Annotated in this window: 17 protein-coding genes; 10 read left to right on the forward strand and 7 right to left on the reverse strand. The window is 55.8% G+C overall.

What is annotated here, in order from left to right; translation table 11 throughout:
* Positions 1 to 145: uroporphyrinogen decarboxylase family protein (locus RMR24_RS03940; RefSeq protein ID WP_405023309.1), on the reverse strand; the 145-nt coding region annotated here is incomplete at its 3' end.
* Positions 146 to 260: 115 nt separating this feature from the next.
* Between RMR24_RS03940 and dxs the strand changes: the two genes are divergently transcribed.
* Genes dxs through RMR24_RS03955 form a run of 3 tightly spaced genes read left to right on the forward strand, consistent with a single transcriptional unit; the run spans position 261 to position 4,364 of the window.
* A complete protein-coding gene (dxs, locus tag RMR24_RS03945) occupies positions 261 to 2,138 on the forward strand; it encodes a 1-deoxy-D-xylulose-5-phosphate synthase (protein ID WP_310613790.1) in 1,878 nt (625 codons plus the stop codon).
* Complete coding sequence (gene hemA / locus RMR24_RS03950; RefSeq protein WP_310613791.1) at positions 2,139 to 3,392, forward strand: glutamyl-tRNA reductase; 1,254 nt, start codon at positions 2,139 to 2,141, stop codon at positions 3,390 to 3,392.
* Between the two features lie 30 nt (positions 3,393 to 3,422).
* Entirely contained in the window at positions 3,423 to 4,364 is a 942-nt protein-coding gene (locus RMR24_RS03955; protein WP_310613792.1) for an alpha/beta fold hydrolase, read from the forward strand.
* Positions 4,365 to 4,379: 15 nt separating this feature from the next.
* On the opposite strand, the gene ispH is transcribed toward RMR24_RS03955, so the two are convergent.
* On the reverse strand, positions 4,380 to 5,318 hold the full coding sequence (ispH, locus tag RMR24_RS03960) for a 4-hydroxy-3-methylbut-2-enyl diphosphate reductase (protein WP_310613793.1): 939 nt from the start codon (positions 5,316 to 5,318) through the stop codon (positions 4,380 to 4,382).
* A gap of 265 nt (positions 5,319 to 5,583) precedes the next feature.
* On the opposite strand from ispH, the gene dusA reads away from it, so the two are divergent.
* Positions 5,584 to 6,621: a tRNA dihydrouridine(20/20a) synthase DusA gene (gene dusA, locus RMR24_RS03965; RefSeq protein WP_310613794.1), complete on the forward strand. Its 1,038-nt coding sequence runs from the start codon at positions 5,584 to 5,586 to the stop codon at positions 6,619 to 6,621.
* A gap of 11 nt (positions 6,622 to 6,632) precedes the next feature.
* Here dusA and RMR24_RS03970 read toward each other — a convergent pair whose 3' ends face one another.
* On the reverse strand, positions 6,633 to 7,268 hold the full coding sequence (locus RMR24_RS03970) for a GntR family transcriptional regulator (protein WP_310613795.1): 636 nt from the start codon (positions 7,266 to 7,268) through the stop codon (positions 6,633 to 6,635).
* A 133-nt stretch (positions 7,269 to 7,401) separates the two neighbouring features.
* Between RMR24_RS03970 and scpA the strand changes: the two genes are divergently transcribed.
* The 5 genes from scpA (at position 7,402) to RMR24_RS03995 (ending at position 14,822) form a co-directional block, all read left to right on the forward strand.
* Positions 7,402 to 9,579, forward strand: coding sequence for a methylmalonyl-CoA mutase (scpA, locus tag RMR24_RS03975; RefSeq protein WP_310613796.1), 2,178 nt, complete (start codon positions 7,402 to 7,404; stop codon positions 9,577 to 9,579).
* Complete coding sequence (meaB, locus tag RMR24_RS03980; RefSeq protein WP_310613797.1) at positions 9,576 to 10,589, forward strand: methylmalonyl Co-A mutase-associated GTPase MeaB; 1,014 nt, start codon at positions 9,576 to 9,578, stop codon at positions 10,587 to 10,589. Before scpA ends, meaB begins: the two co-directional genes overlap by 4 nt.
* A 48-nt stretch (positions 10,590 to 10,637) precedes the next feature.
* Positions 10,638 to 12,170 (forward strand): acyl-CoA carboxylase subunit beta, encoded by a 1,533-nt coding sequence (locus tag RMR24_RS03985; RefSeq protein ID WP_310613798.1) that lies wholly within the window; start codon positions 10,638 to 10,640, stop codon positions 12,168 to 12,170.
* A 111-nt stretch (positions 12,171 to 12,281) separates the two neighbouring features.
* The gene (locus RMR24_RS03990) at positions 12,282 to 14,330 is read left to right on the forward strand and encodes an acetyl/propionyl/methylcrotonyl-CoA carboxylase subunit alpha (RefSeq protein ID WP_310613799.1); all 2,049 of its coding nucleotides are present in this window, start codon (positions 12,282 to 12,284) and stop codon (positions 14,328 to 14,330) included.
* Positions 14,331 to 14,822 (forward strand): VOC family protein, encoded by a 492-nt coding sequence (locus tag RMR24_RS03995; RefSeq protein WP_310613800.1) that lies wholly within the window; start codon positions 14,331 to 14,333, stop codon positions 14,820 to 14,822.
* A gap of 6 nt (positions 14,823 to 14,828) precedes the next feature.
* Here RMR24_RS03995 and RMR24_RS04000 read toward each other — a convergent pair whose 3' ends face one another.
* The 3 genes from RMR24_RS04000 to RMR24_RS04010 all read right to left on the reverse strand — a co-directional run bounded on the left by RMR24_RS04000 (position 14,829) and on the right by RMR24_RS04010 (position 18,162).
* Entirely contained in the window at positions 14,829 to 16,031 is a 1,203-nt protein-coding gene (locus RMR24_RS04000; protein ID WP_310613801.1) for an MFS transporter, read from the reverse strand.
* A 74-nt stretch (positions 16,032 to 16,105) separates the two neighbouring features.
* Positions 16,106 to 16,759, reverse strand: a complete 654-nt coding sequence (gene rsxB, locus RMR24_RS04005) for an electron transport complex subunit RsxB (protein ID WP_310613802.1) — start codon at positions 16,757 to 16,759, stop codon at positions 16,106 to 16,108.
* A complete protein-coding gene (locus RMR24_RS04010) occupies positions 16,756 to 18,162 on the reverse strand; it encodes a polyhydroxyalkanoate depolymerase (protein WP_310613803.1) in 1,407 nt (468 codons plus the stop codon). Before RMR24_RS04010 ends, rsxB begins: the two co-directional genes overlap by 4 nt.
* A gap of 135 nt (positions 18,163 to 18,297) precedes the next feature.
* Here RMR24_RS04010 and ygiD point away from each other — a divergent pair, with 135 nt between their 5' ends.
* Complete coding sequence (gene ygiD, locus RMR24_RS04015; protein WP_310613804.1) at positions 18,298 to 19,092, forward strand: 4,5-DOPA dioxygenase extradiol; 795 nt, start codon at positions 18,298 to 18,300, stop codon at positions 19,090 to 19,092.
* Between the two features lie 61 nt (positions 19,093 to 19,153).
* Here the strand turns inward: ygiD and RMR24_RS04020 are convergent, their stop codons facing one another.
* A complete protein-coding gene (locus RMR24_RS04020; protein WP_310613805.1) occupies positions 19,154 to 20,350 on the reverse strand; it encodes an amino acid aminotransferase in 1,197 nt (398 codons plus the stop codon).
* Between the last annotated feature and the right edge of the window lie 32 nt (positions 20,351 to 20,382).

Below are 20,382 nucleotides of genomic sequence, written 5' to 3' on the forward strand. Positions count from 1 at the left end.
CCAAGCCCATGAAGCTGCCGGCCTTGGCGCGCGTGGCGCAGTACTCGGGCAAGTAGCGACCGGCTTGACGCATGAGCCAAACGGGGGTGTGGTCGGTGGCTTGGCGCATGCAAGCGCGCAAAAAGGTGTCGTTTTGGAGTGTCATGGGCATGTGGGATCTCGATGTGTCAATCTATCGTTTATTAAAGTGTCAATTAAACTTGACATTTTGTCAAATGGCTGTAGATTCAACACCAGTCAAGCAAATTCGAAGGCCACTCATGGACACTTTGCAGGAATGGATTCAATCCCCATCTCAGTTGCGGCAGCTTCAGCTTGAGCGCTTGCCTGCATTGGCCAGCGAATTACGCCAACGCCTGATTCAGTCGGTATCGAAAACGGGGGGCCATTTCAGCTCTAACTTGGGCACAGTAGAACTGACGATTGCGCTGCACTATGTGTTCAACACACCAGAGGACCGATTGGTTTGGGATGTAGGGCATCAAACTTATGCCCACAAAATGTTGACAGGGCGGATGGACCAAATGACCACTTTGCGTCAACGCGGTGGGTTGAGCGGGTTTCCTCGGCGCGAAGAAAGTGTGTACGACGCGTTTGGCACGGCCCATTCATCGACCAGTATTTCTGCCGCCTTGGGCATGGCCACCGCCGCCAAACTCACAGGCAGCCAGAGAAAGTCCGTGGCGATCATTGGCGATGGGGCGCTCACGGCGGGCATGGCTTACGAGGCGATGAACAACGCGGGCACCAGTGACTGCGACTTGTTGGTGGTGCTCAATGACAACGACATGTCGATCAGCCCGCCCGTGGGGGCGTTGAACCAATACCTGTCTGAACTGATGTCTGGCCGTTTTTATGCGCAAGCCAAAAAACTCAGTCAACAACTGCTGCGCAATGCGCCGCCTTTGTTTGCTCTGGCGCGGCACCTTGAGCAACAAACGCAGCAATTGATTCAGCCGGCGACGATTTTTGAAAAACTCGGATTTACCTACACAGGTCCCATCGACGGTCACGATGTCACAGGCTTGGTGGACACCTTGAGAACGATCTCTCAAAAGAAAGGGCCCCAGTTTTTGCACATCGTCACGCGCAAAGGTCAAGGTTATGCAAGGGCAGAGGCCGATCCCGTGAGTTACCACGGCCCTGGCAAATTTGATCCAGCTGTGGGCTTGGTGCCCTCGTCTGCGGGAAAGCTCACCTTCACTCAGGTGTTTGGGCAATGGCTGTGTGACATGGCCGCCGAAGATGTGCGTTTGGTGGGGATCACGCCCGCCATGCGAGAAGGTTCTGGCATGGTGGCGTTCAGTCAGCAGTTTCCCGATCGATATCACGATGTGGGCATTGCCGAGCAGCATGCGGTGACGTTTGCGGCAGGCTTAGCCTGTGAGGGGCTCAAACCCGTGGTGGCCATTTACTCGACGTTTTTGCAACGGGCCTATGACCAATTGATCCACGATGTGGCGCTGCAAAAGTTGCCTGTGGTGTTTGCCTTGGATCGCGCGGGGCTGGTGGGGCCCGATGGCCCCACGCACGCCGGCATGTTTGACATCGCGTTCACGCGTTGCATCCCCGACATGGGTGTGGCGTGCCCGGCGGATGAAAACGAATGCAGGCAATTGCTCAGCACCGCTTATGCACATGACGGCCCAGTCACCGTCAGATACCCCCGAGGTTCAGGTGCGGGCGTGCCCGTGCAAACAGATTTGAGTACCCTGCCTTTCGGCCGAGCCGAGATGCGCCGTGCGGGGCAGGGCCTTGCTATTTTGGCGTTTGGTCCCTTGCTTTATGAAGCACTGGAAGTCGCCGAGTCGTTGAATGCAACCGTCATCAATATGCGCTGGGCTAAGCCCTTGGATTTGGACATGCTGAGCAGCATCGCGCACACGCATGAACGATTTGTCACGATCGAAGACGGTGTGCGTGCTGGCGGCGCAGGCGCCGCTGTGTTGGAAGCCTTGCAAGACATGGGCGTCTTCAAGCCCGTCTTGGTGATGGGATTTGACGATGCGTTCACCGAGCATGGCGACCCTCAGTCTTTGATGCAGCACTATGGCCTAACAGCCGCTGGCATTCATCAGCGCATGGCCAAAGCTTGGCCAGAGGCTTGTGCGATGCCCAAGCTGAGAAAGGTGGTCTAAATGGCTGTTTGGACACTCGGGCTTAACCATCGAACAGCCCCCATCCATTTGCGTGAGCGGTTTGCTTTTGCATCCGATCAACTGGTGCTGTCTTTGCAAGGCTTGCGCCGCACTTTTGAGACACACAAAGAAGTGGCTATTTTGTCCACTTGCAACAGAACCGAAATTTATTGCGCTGGCGATGATGTGCAGTGGCGACAAACCCTCAGGTGGCTTGCCGACACGGGCAAAACACAGGTGGATGATTTGCAATCGCACATTTATCGACTGGATGGCGACGCCTCTGCCCGCCATGCGTTTCGGGTCGCCAGTGGCCTGGATTCCATGGTCTTGGGGGAAACTCAAATCTTGGGGCAATTCAAAGAGGCGGTGCGAGTTGCTGCTGATTCTGGCGCCTTAGGCACGACGCTGAATCAATTGTTTCAAAGGTCATTTGCAGTGGCCAAAGAGGTGCGCACGTCGACGGACATCGGCGTTCACTCCATCAGCATGGCGGCGGCCAGTGTTCGTTTGGCATGTCGGATTTTTGAAGACATCAAGGACACCCATGTGTTGTTTGTGGGCGCTGGCGAGATGATCGATTTGTGTGTGGCTCACTTTGCAGCGAAATCGCCGCGCTCGATCACCATTGCTAACCGTTCGGCGGAGCGTGCAGATAAATTGGCGCACATGCACGGGGGCCGCAGCATGTCGCTGGCAGATCTACCTGCGCGTTTGCATGAGTTTGATGTGGTGGTCAGTTGCACAGCGAGCACCTTGCCGTTGATCGGACTCGGGGCTGTTCAACGCGCTTTACGTGCCCGAAGAAATCGCCCCATGTTCATGGTGGATCTTGCTGTACCTCGCGACATTGAACCCGAGGTCAAAGGTTTATCCGGAATTTATTTGTACACCGTCGATGACCTGACCCAGGTCATCAACAGCGGTCAATCGCATCGACAAGAAGCCGTGACAGAGGCAGAGGTCATCATCGATGAAGGTGTTCAAAAATTCATGGCGTGGTTGGATCGAAGGAGCCATGTGCCTTTGATTCAAGAGTTGAACCTTCAAGCAGATGCTTGGCGTCAAACTGAATTGGCGCGCGCGCGCAAGCGCATCGAGAACGGACAACCGGTCCATAGCGTTTTAGAGTCACTGTCGATGGCGTTGATGAAAAAAATGCTCAACGCGCCATTGCGTGAGCTCAACCATCCCGACAGCGTTCAAAGAGAAAAAGCGCTGGTCGCGGTCAAGCATATTTTTTTAAATGATTGAACGACGCGGGGCAATCGGGCGAGAGCGATGATGACCAAGCAACGTCGGGGGAGTGTGGTGTTGATCAGTGCTTTTGTACTCGCAGCGGGGCTATACGGCTTGTGGACGCCAGATGTGGACCGTGCTGAATTGCTGCTGCGTTATGGCGCACCTTCACAACACGAGCTTGTGGTGGAAGGCGTCCGCGTAAATTATCAAGACGCTGGTCCGCTTGATGCGCCGGTCGTACTGTTGCTGCACGGCTTTGGCTCGAGCTTGCAAACTTGGGATGCATGGACGCCTCAGTTGGCCACAAAGTTTCGCGTGATACGTCTGGATTTGCCGGGTTTTGGTTTGACGGGAGAGGTTCCCTCCAGAGATTACTCGGAGCGCCAAGACGTGGCAACGCTGCGGCATTTTGTCGACCAATTGGGCGTGTCAAATTTTTCAATCGTTGGCCATTCTCTGGGCGGGAAAATTGCGTGGTCACTGGCAGCCGATCAGCCCGAACGCGTGCAGGCGTTGGTGCTCATGGCTCCCGATGGCTTTGCACCTGCAGAGCAATGGGGGAGTAAGCCGTATGAAGTTCCTGTCGCCATGGGGCTGATGAAACATGTCCTGCCCAAATACATGGTTCGACAAGTGCTTGAGTCTGCATTTTTCGATCCAGCCTGGTTGACGCCTCCCATGGTGAGCCGTTATCACGATATGTTGCGAGCGCCGGGCGTGAGAGCCGCGATCTTGGACAGAGCCGATCAAACGGTCAACACAGATCCGAGGTCTCGTTTGAAGTACATCAAGGCGCCGACATTGCTGCTGTGGGGCGAAAACGACGCCATGATTCCCAGCAGCAATGCGTCAAGCTATGCCGCGGTGCTGGCACGGTCACACACCGTGGTGCTACCCAAGCTGGGTCATGTGATTCAAGAAGAGCAACCGGATCAAGGGTTGGCACAGGTCGATGCATTTTTGAGCGCACAGTTGTTGCGCTGAGCCTCGATTGGCGTCTTAAGAGGAGCTTCTCAAGCCTTTGGGTAAGGGGTACTTGGTGTTCTCCAAGAGCCCGTTCATTTTGCGCACGCTTACGGCCCCCATGAGGCGCAGCTGCGTGATGACCTCTTGCACCAACACTTCGGGCGCCGAAGCTCCCGCCGTTAAGCCAACGCTGGATTTACCCACAAACCATTGAGGCTGCAGCTCCGTGGCACTGTCCACCATATAACTGTCTGCGCCCATGCGATGGGCCAATTCTTGAAGCCGTGTGCTGTTGGAGCTGGTCGGGCTGCCCACCACAATGACGATGTCCACTTGGTTGCTGAGCAGCTTGACTGCGTCTTGACGATTTTGAGTGGCGTAGCAAATGTCTTGTTGTTTGGGCTGACGAACCGTGGGGAATTTGTCTTTCACCACCGCCAAAATCTCGGCCGTGTCGTCCACGCTCAAGGTGGTCTGTGTGACCACCGCCAAGCGTTCGGTCTGGGCCGGCCGCAAGCTGGCGACATCGGCCACGCTTTCCACCAAATGAATGCCTGAGTCGATCTGCCCCAAGGTGCCCTCGACTTCTGGGTGTCCTTTGTGTCCGATCATGATGAACTCGTAACCCTCTTTGTGCAGCTTGGCAACTTCGACATGAACTTTGGTGACCAAAGGGCAGGTTGCATCAAAAATGGAAAACCCTCGAGCCTGAGCTTCTTGTTGCACGGTGCGGCTGACACCATGAGCGCTAAAGATCAAGGTCGCGCCGGGTGGTACATCGTTCAAATCTTCAACGAAAACAGCACCCTTTTTCTTCAAAGCATCGACCACGAAGTTGTTGTGAACAATTTCATGTCGGACATAAATGGGAGCTCCAAATTTGAGCAGTGCTTTCTCGACAATTTCGATGGCCCTGTCAACGCCTGCACAGAAACCGCGTGGTTCAGCAAGCAAAACTGAATGGATAGTCATGTGTGTGTTCGCATTGAAGTGATTGCGATGAAAATCTTGATTTCATCTTATCAATGAATCGCCCCGTGTTTTAGGTTTGGGGAAATGCCATCCTTGATTCAGCCACTACCGACTGCTAGAGCCAATTGGGTATATTCCACCTGCCAAGGCTGAGGCCAATTATTATGGGCAACTCGCTGAGAAGATCAACGCCGATGCGTTCACTTAAACGATCTGTTCTTCTCAAAATTCGGGGCGATTCATTTCATCTAAAAATACAGCCTAAATGCAGCACTTTCCAGAAAAAGAAGACGATTTAAATCAACCACTCAGCATGTGGCGGACCAGTGTTGCACCCATGATGGATTGGACCGATCGCCACTGCCGCTATTTCCACCGCCTGCTCAGCCGCAACACCTTGCTCTACACCGAGATGGTCACCACCGGTGCGCTCCGCCATGGCGATACGCAGCGGCATTTGCGCTTCAACGCTGAAGAGCATCCTGTGGCTTTGCAGCTGGGTGGCAGCGATGCGGCTGATTTGGCACATGGCGCCAAGCTGGGCGAGCAGTGGGGCTACAACGAAATCAACCTCAACTGCGGCTGCCCTTCCGACCGTGTGCAGCGCGGCGCATTTGGCGCGTGCTTGATGAACGAACCTCAAACTGTGGCAGATGGCGTAAAAGCCATGATGGATGTGGTCAGCATTCCCGTGACTGTGAAGCACCGCATTGGCATTGACCGCATTGAGAGCTATGACTTTGTGCGCGACTTTGTGGGCACCGTCAGCGATGCGGGCTGCAAGGTGTTCATCGTGCACGCACGCAATGCGTGGCTCGATGGTTTGAGCCCCAAAGAAAACCGCGAAGTGCCGCCGCTGCGCTACGAGCTGGGTTACCAGCTGAAAAAAGACTTTCCCAACTTGGTGATTGCCATCAACGGCGGCATCACCACCAACGCGCAAATGGCCGAGCATTTGCAGCATGTCGACGGTGTGATGTTGGGCCGCGAAGCCTATTACCGCCCGTGGCTCATGACCACCTGGGATGCCGAGTTTTACAAGGATCCGCATGAGACCCTCAGCCGAGAAGCCGTGGAAGAGGCGATGGTGGCATACATGGAGCGTGCCCATGCCGAAGACGGTTGCCCTTGGTATCCGATTGCGCGCCACATGCTGGGCTTATTTCATGGGCAGCGTGGTGCGCGTTTGTGGCGTCAGGTGTGGAGCAACCACAAGCTCAAGCCTTTGCCGCCGCGTGATGTGCTGAAAATTGCCCGCGAGGCTTTGGCCCGTGGTGCAGAGCATCCCGCCGAGACGAGCTAAGCATTGGTGCGTTAGCTTGCGGCCTCTAAGCCGTTGGCAAAGTGCTCGTTCATGCGTTGCGCACTCAGCTGCGCATTGCGTGCCATCAAGGCATCCATGATGGCTTGGTGTTCCTTGAGCGACTCTTCTAATCGGCCACTCTTGAACAGCGAGTTGTGGCGGTTGAGCTTCATCACCTTGCGCAAGTCCGCCACCATTTGGTCGCGCCAGCGGTTGTTGGCGATTTCCAGCAAGCGCATGTGAAAGCGCTCGTTCACTTCAAAAAACTTTTCGCGGTCAGCCACTGCCTGGGTTAACTCGGTGTGCAGTGCTTGCAAATCTTGGAGTTGTTCGGCTGTTGCCTCAGCAGCCACCACGGCTGCGGCGTCTGACTCAAGCAAAGAAAGCAGGTGGTACACATCGCGCTGGTCTTTTTCATTGACCTCGGTCACATACGCGCCGCGTCGTACCTTCATGGTCACCAAGCCTTCGGCAGCCAGCACTTTGAGTGCTTCGCGCATGGGTGTGCGGCTGATGCCGTATTCCTCGGCCAAGCGCATCTCATCAATCCAGCTGCCGGGCTCTAACTCGGCCGCAAAAATGCGCTGACGCAGCAGTTCTGCGACTTCTTCATACAGGGCACGAGGGGTGAGGGTGACGACAGCCATGTGTTGAATTGTAAGCTTATATAAGATTTTGAATCAATAATTATGAATGATATGATTCTGTTACGGATCAAAAACCCTAGGTTAACCTTGGGTTTCTTTGATCGCTGCACACCCCTTTCAAGAGTGATTTGCCATGAGCCAAAAGCCAACTGAATTCAACGCCGGTAATCTAGAAGCATGGGCCAAAGCCGCCGCCAAGTCCGCCCCCGGAGGCGACGTCAGCGCCTTGAATTGGAAAACGCTGGACGGCATCAGCGTCAAACCGCTGTACACCGCCGAAGACACCCAAAACCTCCCTTACGCCAACACATTGCCCGGCTTTGAGCCCTATGTGCGGGGCCCTCAAGCCACCATGTATTCGGTGCGCCCTTGGACGATTCGCCAATACGCGGGCTTCTCTACCGCGGAAGAATCCAATGCGTTTTACCGCAAGGCTTTGGCCGCAGGTGGTCAAGGTGTGTCGGTGGCGTTTGACTTGGCCACCCACCGTGGTTACGACTCTGACCATCCCCGTGTGACGGGCGACGTGGGAAAGGCCGGTGTGGCCATTGACTCAGTTGAGGACATGAAGATCTTGTTCAACGACATTCCGTTGGACAAAGTGTCGGTCTCCATGACCATGAACGGCGCTGTGTTGCCTGTGTTGGCGGGCTACGTGGTGGCGGCTGAAGAGCAGGGCGTGAGCCAAGAGTTGCTGAGCGGCACGATTCAGAACGACATTCTGAAAGAGTTCATGGTGCGCAACACCTACATCTACCCGCCAGAGCCTTCGATGAAGATCATTGGGGACATCATTGGTTACACCGCCAAGCACATGCCAAAGTTCAACTCGATTTCGATTTCGGGTTACCACATGCAAGAAGCCGGCGCCAACCAAGCCTTGGAATTAGCGTTCACCTTGGCCGACGGCAAAGAGTATGTGAAGACCGCCATTGCTTCAGGTTTGGACGTTGACGCTTTTGCAGGCCGCTTGTCGTTCTTCTGGGCGGTGGGTATGAACTTCTATTTGGAAATCGCCAAGATGCGCGCCGCCCGTTTGCTGTGGTGCCGCATCATGAATGGTTTTGATGCCAAGAACCCCAAGAGCAAGATGCTGCGCACACACAGCCAGACGTCTGGCTGGTCGCTCACCGAGCAAGACCCCTACAACAACGTGGTGCGCACCACCATCGAAGCCATGGCTGCGGTATTTGGCGGCACACAGTCGCTGCACACCAACTCGTTTGACGAAGCCATTGCTTTGCCCACCGAGTTCTCGTCGCGCATTGCCCGCAACACACAGCTCATCATTCAAGAAGAGACCCACATCACCAACGTGATCGACCCATGGGCCGGCTCTTACATGATGGAGTCGCTCACCCAAGAGATGGCCGACAAAGCCTGGGCCATCATCGAAGAAGTCGAAGCCATGGGCGGCATGACCAAGGCCGTGGACAGCGGCTGGGCCAAGCTCAAGATCGAAGCCGCCGCCGCTGAAAAGCAAGCGCGCATCGACTCTGGCAAAGACGTCATCGTGGGCGTGAACAAATACAAGCTCGCCAAAGAAGACCCGATCGAAACCTTGTCGATCGACAACGTGCGTGTGCGCGACGGTCAGATTGAGCGCTTGAAGCACATCAAAGCCACGCGCGACACCGCCAAAGTACAAGCCGCGTTGGATGCACTCACAGCCTCTGCCGAAAGTGGCGAAGGCAACTTGCTCGACTTGTCCATCAAGGCCATCCGCCTGCGCGCCACAGTAGGCGAGGTGAGCGATGCGCTCGAAAAAGTGTTCGGCCGCCACCGCGCCGACACACAAAAAGTGACCGGCGTTTACGCCGCTGCGTATGACGACGGCGAAAACGTGGGAGACACCATGGAATATTGGAACGCCCTCAAGGCCGACATTGCCGCGTTTGCAGAAGACCATGGCCGCCGTCCTCGCGTGATGATTTCTAAGTTGGGCCAAGACGGCCACGACCGCGGCGCCAAAGTGGTGGCCACTGCGTTTGCCGACCTCGGCTACGACGTGGACATGGGCCCCTTGTTCCAAACGCCTGAAGAGTGCGCTCGCCAAGCGATTGAAAACGACGTGCACGCGGTTGGTGTGTCCACCCTCGCAGCGGGTCATAAAACGCTGGTACCCGCCATCATTGCCGAGCTCAAGAAGCAGGGCGCTGACGACATCATCGTGTTCGTGGGCGGTGTGATTCCACGCCAAGACTACGACTTTTTGTATGAAGCGGGCGTCAAGGGAATCTACGGCCCCGGCACCCCTATTCCTGCCAGCGCTAAAGACGTGTTGGAGCAAATTAAAAAGGCCCTTGGGTGACGCCTGCACAGTTGCTCGATGGACTGTTGCAGGGCAACCCGCCCCTGCAACGCCGTGCGATGGCCAAAGCAATCACCTTGCTGGAGTCCACGCGCACGGACCATCGCGCCTCTGCCGATGAATTACTCACCGCCATGTTGCCGCACACTGGCCAGTCGTTTCGACTGGGCATCAGTGGTGTGCCGGGCGTGGGCAAGTCCACTTTCATTGAAGCGCTGGGTTTGTATTTGATTGCTCAGGGTCACCGCGTGGCCGTGCTGACCATCGACCCGTCGTCGACTGTTTCTGGCGGCTCCATCTTGGGCGATAAAACCCGCATGGAGTTTTTGAGCGTGCATCCGGATGCCTATATTCGTCCCAGTCCATCTAGCGGAACTTTGGGCGGTGTGGCCGAGAAAACCCGTGAGTCGATGCTGGTGTGCGAAGCCGCAGGCTACGACGTGGTGATTGTCGAAACCGTGGGCGTGGGTCAAAGCGAAACCGCGGTGGCCAACATGACCGACATGTTTGTGTTGCTGCAGTTGCCCAATGCGGGCGACGATTTGCAAGCCATCAAAAAAGGCGTGATGGAGATTGCCGATTTGGTGGTCATCAACAAGGCCGACATTGACGCCACAGCCGCCACACGTGCGCAGCTGCAGATTACCAGTGCTTTGCAACTACTGGGTATGCACGGTGGCTCGGGCCATGCGCATCGCAATACCGAGGTGTGGCATCCGAAAGTCGTGCAGCTCAGTGCGTTGCTGAACCAAGGGGTGGACGCGTTTTGGACTGCTGTAGGTGAGTTCAAGCAAATTCAAAAACAAAACGGCCGCTTCGCCGAGCGCCGCCAAAACCAAGCTCTGTCGTGGATGTGGGAACGCATCGATGCTGGCTTGAAACAAAACTTCAGGGCTCAGTCGCGTGTACAAGCGCTGCTGCCCGAATTGAGTCAACAAGTCGCGGCGGGCCAGCTGGCCGCTTCGACGGCTTCCCGTCAACTGCTCAGCGCCTATCAAGCGAAAAGTTAAGTCGCAGAGTTAATTTAAAAATCTTCCTGGAGTAAAGAAAGAGCAACCATGCAAGACATCATCGAACAACTGGAGAAGAAGCGCGCTGCGGCCCGCTTGGGTGGCGGCCAAAAGCGCATTGACGCACAGCACGCCAAAGGCAAACTCACAGCACGCGAGCGCATCGAAGTGTTGTTAGACGAAGGCACCTTCGAAGAGTGGGACATGTTCGTTGAACACCGTTGCACTGACTTCGGCATGGACGGCGACAAAATTCCTGGCGACGGCGTGGTCACTGGCTACGGCATGATCAATGGCCGTTTGGTGTTTGTGTTCAGTCAAGATTTCACCGTGCTGGGTGGTTCTCTGTCTGAGACGCATGCTGAAAAAATTTGCAAGATCATGGACCAAGCCATGAAGGTTGGCGCACCTGTGATTGGTCTGAACGATTCGGGCGGTGCTCGTATTCAAGAGGGTGTCGCAGCATTAGGCGGTTACGCCGATGTGTTCCAACGCAACGTCATGGCCAGCGGTGTGGTGCCTCAGATCAGCATGATCATGGGCCCATCTGCCGGTGGCGCTGTGTATTCACCTGCATTGACTGACTTCATCTTCATGGTCAAAGACACGTCCTACATGTTTGTGACCGGCCCTGACGTGGTCAAAACCGTGACCCACGAAGAAGTGACAGCCGAAGAGTTGGGTGGCGCTTTGACACACACCACCAAGAGTGGTGTGGCCGACATGGCCTTTGAGAACGACGTGGAAGCCTTGCTGATGCTGCGCCGTCTGTACAACTACTTGCCGTTGAACAACCGTGAAAAAGCACCTGTGCGTGCCAGCGGCGATCCATCGAGCCGAATGGACATGAGCCTCGACACCTTGGTGCCTGAGAACCCCAACAAAGCGTATGACATGAAAGAGCTCATCGTCAAAACCGTGGACGATGGCGACTTCTTTGAGCTGCAGCCCGACTACGCTAAAAACATCTTGATTGGCTTTGCCCGCATGGAAGGCCAAACGGTTGGTATTGTGGCGAACCAACCTTTGGTGTTGGCCGGCTGCTTGGACATCAAGAGCTCGATCAAGGCCGCGCGATTTGTGCGCTTTTGCGATGCGTTCAACATTCCCGTCATCACCTTTGTAGACGTGCCCGGCTTCATGCCCGGTACCTCGCAAGAGTACGGCGGCATCATCAAGCATGGCGCGAAGTTGCTGTACGCGTACGCCGAGTGCACGGTGCCAAAAATCACCGTCATCACACGCAAAGCCTATGGTGGTGCGTATGACGTGATGGCCTCCAAGCACTTGCGCGGCGACGTGAACTTTGCTTGGCCTAACGCCGAAATCGCGGTGATGGGTGCCAAGGGCGCGGTGGAAATCATCTTCCGTGAAGATAAGAACGACCCCGAAAAACTGGCCGCCCGCGAAGCCGAATACAAAGCCCGCTTTGCCAACCCCTTCGTGGCTGGCGCACGCGGCTTCATCGACGACGTCATTCAACCGCATGAAACACGCAAGCGCATCTGCCGCTCGTTGGTGATGTTGAAAGACAAGAAGCTCGACAACCCATGGCGCAAGCACGGGAACATTCCTTTATGACCCACCCCCGAAGCGCCTTTGGCGCTTCCCCCTCAAGGGGGCAACACCAGTGGCTTAGCAAAGCTTGCGCCACGGTGTTTCCCGCACAGAATTGTTTGATGGAGATAGTCCATGTTTAAAAAGATACTGATTGCAAACCGTGGCGAAATCGCTTGCCGCGTCATTGCCACCGCTCACAAGATGGGCATCAAAACCGTGGCCGTTTACTCTGAAGCCGACAAAGAAGCACGTCATGTGCAGCTGGCCGACGAAGCTGTGCTGATTGGGCCCGCGGCCTCGCGCGAGTCTTACCTCGTGGCTGACAAAATCATCGCGGCTGCCAAGGCCACGGGCGCGCAAGCCATTCACCCTGGCTACGGCTTTTTGAGCGAAAACGCCGAGTTCTCCAAGCGTTGCGAAGACGAGGGCATTGCCTTCATTGGGCCACGCCACTTCTCGATCTCCGCCATGGGTGACAAGATCGAATCCAAGAAGTTGGCTGGCGCTGCGGGCGTGAACTGCATTCCTGGCTACAACGAAGCTATCGATACGGCTGAACAAGCGGTTGAAATTGCCAAAGGCATTGGTTACCCCGTGATGATCAAGGCTTCGGCCGGCGGTGGTGGCAAAGGTTTGCGCGTCGCATTCAACGACAAAGAAGCCTTTGAAGGCTTCACCTCCTGCCGCAACGAAGCGCGCAACAGCTTTGGCGATGACCGCGTGTTCATCGAGAAGTTTGTCGAAGAGCCTCGCCACATCGAAATCCAAGTGCTGGGCGACAGCCACGGCAATGTGGTGTTCTTGAACGAGCGCGAGTGTTCGATTCAGCGCCGTCACCAAAAAGTGATCGAGGAGGCGCCATCGCCCTTCATCAGCGAAGCCACGCGCAAAGCGATGGGCGAGCAAGCCGTTCAGTTGGCCAAGGCGGTGAAATACCAATCAGCCGGTACGGTGGAGTTTGTGGTCGGCAAAGACCAAAGCTTTTACTTTCTTGAGATGAACACCCGCTTGCAGGTGGAGCATCCCGTGACCGAAGCCATCACCGGCCTCGACTTGGTGGAGCAAATGATCCGCGTCGCCGCGGGTGAAAAACTCACACTCACACAAGCCGATGTCAAGCGCAATGGCTGGGCCATTGAGTGCCGTATCAACGCCGAAGACCCGTTCCGAAATTTCTTGCCTTCTACAGGTCGTTTGGTGCGTTTCCAAACGCCTAAACAAACCATGTTCCAAGGCAACACCGCTGACTTGCTTGGCGTGCGCGTGGACACCGGTGTGCAAGACGGTGGCGAGATTCCGATGTTCTATGACTCGATGATCGCCAAGCTCATCGTGCACGGCAAAGACCGCAACGACGCCATCGCCAAAATGCGCGAAGCCCTGAACGGCTTTGTGATTCGCGGCATCAGCTCGAACATACCATTCCAAGCCGCGTTGTTGGCGCACACCAAGTTTGTGTCGGGCGACTTCAATACGGGCTTCATCGCCGAGCAATACAGCAAGGGCTTCCGCGCCGAAGACGTACCACACGAAGACCACGACTTCCTCGCCGCATTGGCCGCGTTTGTGCGTCGCAAATCACGTGAACGCGCTGCAGGTTTGAGCGGTCAGTTGCCAGGCTATGACGTGCAAATTGGTCAAGACTACGCCGTGGTCGAATTGGGCCAAGGCGGCGACAACCGCTATGTGCAGGTGCATGTGGATGAGTTCATCGGCAAGCCCGGCGTGGCGCAAATCACCATCGCTGGCAAAACCTATGCGATCGAAAGCAAGTCTCGCTTGAATGACATTCGCATTGAGGGCACTTGCAACGGTAAGCCTTTCACGGCGCAAGTCGAGCGCGGCACTTTGAAGAACCCATTGGTCTTGCAAGTGCAGCACAACGGCACGCGCATTGAAGCTTTGGTGATGTCGCCACGCATGGCCGACTTGCACAAACTGATGCCTTTCAAAGCACCACCCGACTTGAGTAAGTACGTGTTGTCTCCCATGCCTGGTTTGTTGGTTGAAGTGTCAGTGACACCGGGTCAAAAAGTGCAAGCGGGTGAGCGCGTGGCCGTGATCGAAGCCATGAAGATGGAAAACGTGTTGTTTGCAGCGGCAGACGGCGTGGTCAAAAAAGTGGTCGCCGCTAAGGGTGAATCACTGACTGTGGACCAACTGATTGTGGAGTTCGAATAAATGGGCGCCGTCAATCGTCCATTCAAGGTGTTGGGCATTCAACAAATTGCCATCGGCGGCCCTGACAAGGGCCGCTTGAAAAAGCTGTGGGTTGACATGTTTGGCCTCGAAGTCACGGGCACGTTTCAAAGCGAACGCGAGAACGTGGACGAAGATATCTGCGCCATCGGCGTTGGCCCCTTCAAGGTCGAAGTCGATTTGATGCAACCGATGGACATCGAGAAAAAGCCTGCGGTTCACGCCACGCCGTTGAACCACATTGGCTTGTGGATCGATGACCTACCCGTGGCTGTGCAATGGCTCACGGCACAAGGCGTGCGCTTTGCACCCGGCGGTATTCGCAAGGGCGCGGCTGGCTTTGACATTACCTTCATGCACCCCAAGGCGAGCGATGAGTTCCCCATTGGTGGCGAAGGCGTGTTGATTGAGTTGGTGCAAGCACCGGCTGAAGTGGTGAAAGCGTTTGCTGCTCTAGCTGCCTCACACGGTTAACGGCTGTTACTGGTGCATGGAAACTCGTTTAGCGAGTTCATACGCGAGCAGTGAGGCAAACGTCGCCACCACTGCGCACAGCCAATAGTGCGTCACTTGACCGCTGGGTTCGCTTTGCAGCAGCATGCCGCCTACCCATGCAGCCACGCCCATCGAGAACGATTGAACTGCGCCGTTGAGTGACATGAAGGTGCCACGAAATTTGGGGTTGGCCGCTGAGGTGAGCAAGGCCATGCCCGGAATCATGCGGGCGTTCATGGCAAAGAACAAACTGCTGGTGACCAGCAACACCACGTACAAAGGTACAGGCTCGATCAACGTGATGGCAAACATCGGAATGATCGAGAACAAAACGGCGCGTTGAAATGTTTCGCGCTTGCCCAAACGGTCGGTCAATCCGCCTACCCAGCGACCGCTGAACAGCGTCACAACGCCGCCGCAAAAGTACAGCCATGGAATTTCGTGAGAAGCCATGATCTGGTTGTTTTGCAGATACAGCGTGATATACGGAATGATGGTGAAGGCAGCAAACATCATGGTGGCTGACAAAAGCAGGGCCATGCGTTGGTTGTGCTCGCCCAACACTTGGCCCATGGCGTGCAGCACATGTTTGTCCTTGGCGTGAGCCACGTGGGCATCGAGTTTGGGTACGCTGTAATTAGCCAGTGCGCCCACAGCCACGCACATCACACCAATGCCAAAGAAGGCTGTGTGCCAGCCCCAGAGGTTGGCAAACAACAAGCCTGCAGGCACACCAGCCACAGTGGCGACTGAGAAGGACGTCATCACAATGCCGGTTGCGCGACCACGGCGCTCAAACGGCACCACATCACCAATGATGGTTTGTGTCATGGTGGACAACACACCGCCAAAAAAGCCAGAGGTGATGCGCGCGATCATGAGCCAGCCATAGGTGGGTGCAATGCCGCAGGCCACGGTGGTGAGGGCAAACAACACATACAGCGTGAGCAGCAAACGCTTGCGGTCAAAGCGGTCAATGAAGGTGGTGGCAAACAAGCCGGACAAACCGGCTGCTACGGTGTAGGCTGAAACTAGCAAGCCGAATTCTGCAAAACTGATGCCAAACAAACTGGTGAGTTGTGGCCCCAGCGGCATCATGATCATGAAGTCCACGATGTGTGTGAACTGAATGCCAGCAAGTGACAAAAGAAGCAGAAGTTCTCTGCGTGCAGTGAGTGGTGTGTGCATGGAAGTAGGTAATGTCGCGTAAGGGGCAGAAGGTGCCCCTCAATTGCGTAGGCGCCGAAGATGCCATGCAAGCCCTAGTTGGCTTGGCGGGCTTTGGCCTTGGCGAGTGCGGCTTCGATGATCGCACGTTTGCGATCGACCTCGGGTGCGTGTTCTGTGCCCTTGGTATGTGCGGGTAAATCGGCCAGTTTTTTCACGGCCTTGGCTTCTAAGCGTTCGTCGTGTTCTATCGCTTCACGTTTGAGGCGTGCGGTACGCACGTCATAGCGTTGGCGGGCGACGTTGGCCAGCTCTTGCGGCCATGAGGCCCAACCGCTTAGGTTGAGGTCGATGGGTTCAAGTGAGATGCAATCCACAGGGCAGGCTGGAATGCACAGCTCGCAGCCGGTGCAATACGGCTCCACCACCGTGTGCATGCGCTTATTGGCGCCCATGATGGCGTCGGTCGGGCAAGCCGCAATGCAAAGCGTGCAGCCAATGCACCACGCCTCGTCAATGATGGCGATGGTGCGCGGGCCTTCTAGTCCGTTGTCTGGGTTCAGGGGAGTGGCTGGCTTACCTGTGAGGACAGCCAGCCGTTCAACGCCCTCTGTGCCGCCTGGTGGGCACTGGTTGATGTCAGCCTCGCCTTGGACGATGGCCTCGGCGTAGCGCTGACAGTCAGGGTAGCCACATCGCGTGCATTGCGTTTGTGGCAGGGCATTGTTGAGCTGTTCGACCAGACTCACTTTTGTGCAGCAACGGTTCTTTTGGTCACAGGCTTAGCCGCTGCCTTTTGAGCGACGGTGGCAGCTTTGGCTACCCGTGGTGCAGCTTTCTTCAACGCAGGCGTCGCTTTCTTGGCCTTCACGATGCCTTTGCCTTCGCCTTTGTTGTGCTCCAAGATGAAGCTCTTGACGTGTGGGTACACCACATCGCGCCAACGACGACCACTGAAAATACCGTAGTGACCGGCGCCCTTGGCTTCGAGGTGGTGGTGTGCTTGACGCACGATGCCACTGCACAGCTTGTGGGCAGCTTCGGTTTGGCCAGAGCCAGAGATGTCGTCGAGCTCACCTTCCACCGTCAACAGGGCGGTGGTGCGGATGTCTTGCGGACGAACCAGTTCGAGCTTGCCTTGTGGGTTTTTGATTTCCCAAGTGCCACGCACCAACTTGAAGTCTTGGAACACGGTGTTGATGGTTTCCAGGTAGTAATCGGCATCCATGTCGAGTACCGCGTTGTACTCGTCATAGAAATCACGGTGCGAATCGATGCTGGAGTTGTCGCCCTTGATCAAGTCTTTGAAGTAGTCGTAATGGCTCTTCAAATGACGATCGGGGTTCATGGCCACAAACCCGGTGTGTTGCAAGAAGCCGGGGTATACGCGACGGCCTGCACCTGGAAAGTTGTCGGGCACGCGGTAGATCACATTGTTTTCGAACCAGCTGTAACTCTTGTTCATGGCCAAATTGTTCACAGCTGTGGGTGACTTGGTGGCATCAATCGGGCCACCCATCATGGTCATGGTGATGGGGGTTTTCTCGCCACGGCTGGCCATCAAGGACACTGCAGCGAGGACAGGCACAGTGGGCTGGCACACGCTCATGATGTGGCAGTTGCCATACTTGGCTTGTAAATCACGGATGAACTCTTGCACATAGTTCACGTAGTCATCGAGGTGAAATTCGCCTTCGCTCAAGGGCACCAAGCGTGCGTTCTTCCAGTCCGTGATGTAGACCTTATGGTCTTTGAGCATGGTTTTGACCGTGTCGCGCAGCAAAGTGGCGTAGTGGCCTGACAAGGGGGCCACGATCAGCACCACGGGTTGTGCTTTGAGTTTGGTCAGCGTGGCCGCGTCATCGGTGAAGCGTTTGAAGCGGCGCAGCTCGCAAAACGGCTTGTCAATTTCGATGCGTTCGTGAATGGCGACTTCGGTACCTTCGACTTCGACAGACTTGATGCCGAACTGTGGCTTTTCGTAGTCTTTGCCCAAGCGGTACAGCAGGTCATAACCGGCTGACACGCGTTGCGCCATGGGGTTTTGTGCGATGGGGGAGTTGGTTTGACCGTATAACTTGGAAGCAGCTTGTGCAAAGTCTGCGAACGGTTCCATGAGGCTGCGTTGCGTTTCGAAGATTTGGTAAAGCATGTTGTCGTTGTCTCAAAAATGTTGCAGTGCAATATAGCAGCTGTTACTTGGTTGAAAATGGAGGCTGTCCCCCAATTTGCGTCTTCAAAGGACCTGCTAAGGCTAATTGTGAATTCATACATAAATATTACACGTATGCCGGTTGTGTTTGTCGGCCACGGTAGCCCCATGAATGTGATCGAGGACAACCCGTATCGCCGTGCTTGGCAAGACGTGGGCGCCCAGTTTGGTGTGCGTTGGCCCAAGCCCAATTTGATTTTGTGTATCTCAGCGCATTGGATGACCGAAGGTTGGTGGATGACAGGCATGGCCCAGCCCAAAACCATTCACGACTTTGGCGGTTTTCCACAAGAACTGTTCGACCAGCAATACCCCGCACCTGGTGCGCCCGAGTGGGCGGCGCAAACGGCGCAGCAACTGCGCCAGCCCGACAGCGGCCACCCCGTGGGCGTGGACCTGACCGCCTGGGGCTTGGACCACGGCGCGTGGGGCGTGCTCAAGCCCATGTTTCCTGCGGCGGATATTCCGGTGGTGCAGCTGAGCATTAATTACCACCGCCCAGCCGCTGAACACTTTGCGCTAGGCCAGCAGCTGCGTAGCTTGCGTGAACAGGGCGTGCTGATCGTGGCCAGTGGCAACACCGTGCATAACTTGCGCACCATGAACCGCTCAGCCGCTGATACCGACGCGTATGACTGGGCGATGGCGTTTGACCAATGGGTGGGTCAGCAAATCACTTTGGGCCACCTTGAAGCGTTGGTGGGCTTCCAAGCCCAAGGCGACATGGCCAAGATGTCGCACCCCAGCTATGACCACTTTTTGCCTTTGCTTTATGCCGCAGGTGCGGCAGAGGCGGGTGAGCCTGTTGAGTTTTTCAACGAGGGGTATCAGCTCGCCTCTATTGCGATGCGCTCAGTAATTTGGGGTTGAAAAAAAAGGGCCTCACGGCCCTTTTTCTTTGTTGTACGTGATGCGTGCAAACCGTGTGCAGTTACATCACTTTCGCGATGGCTTGGCACACGTAGTCGATGTTCTTGCTGTTCAACGCAGCCACGCACATGCGGCCTGTGTCGGTGCCGTACACACCAAACTCAGAGCGCAAACGCACCATTTGGTCTTTGCTCAAACCAGAGTAGCTGAACATGCCGATTTGGGTGGTGATGAAGCTCATGTCTTGCTTCACGCCAGCAGCTTTGAGACCGTCGACCAAGGTTTGACGCATGGCTTTGATGCGCACGCGCATTTCACCCAATTCTTTTTCCCACAAAGCGCGCAGCTCGGGGTTATTCAACACCGCAGCCACCACAGCGCCGCCGTGGATAGGAGGGTTGGAGTAGTTGGTGCGAATCACGATTTTGAGTTGAGACAACACGCGGCTGCACTCTTCTTTGTCGGCGCATAAGACGCTCAAGGCACCCACGCGCTCACCGTACAAGCTGAAGCTCTTGGAGAACGACGTCGACACAAAGAAGCACAGGCCAGCAGCCACAAACTTTTGAATCACAGCGCCGTCTTCGGCAATGCCGTGGCCAAAACCCTGGTAAGCCATGTCCAAGAAGGCAGTCAGGTTTTTGGCCTTGACGACTGCTACTACTTGGTCCCATTGGGCCGCAGTGATGTCGTAGCCGGTTGGGTTGTGGCAGCAGGCGTGCAACACCACGACGGTTCCAGCAGCTGCAGCGTTGAGCGAAGCCAACATGCCTTCAAAGTTCACGCCGCGTTTTTCAGCGTCGTAGTAAGCGTAGGTGTCCACCTTGAAACCAGCGTTGGTGAACAAAGCGCGATGGTTTTCCCAGCTGGGGTCAGAAATCAACACGGTGGCGTTGGGGTTGAGGCGCTTCAGGAAGTCAGCACCGATCTTCAAGCCGCCCGTGCCGCCAATGCCCTGCACTGTAGCCACGCGGCCAGAGGTGACGGGTTCAGAGTCAGCACCGAACACCAAACCTTTGACAGCCGCGTCATATGCCACGATGCCCTCGATGGGTAAGTAGCCGCGTGCAGTGGGCGTGGCCATCATGGTTTTTTCAGCGGCTTGCACGCATTGCAGCAATGGCAGTTTGCCGTTGTCGTCGAAGTACACACCCACGCCGAGGTTGACCTTGTTAGGGTTGGTGTCGGCGTTGTATTGCTCGTTGAGGCCCAAGATGGGGTCGCGGGGTGCCATTTCGACAGCGGTAAACATTGACATCGTCAGTCCTTGATCACGGATAAAGAGAGGGG

Source organism: Limnohabitans sp., assembly GCF_031539105.1.
Taxonomy (GTDB): Bacteria; Pseudomonadota; Gammaproteobacteria; order Burkholderiales; family Burkholderiaceae_C; genus Limnohabitans.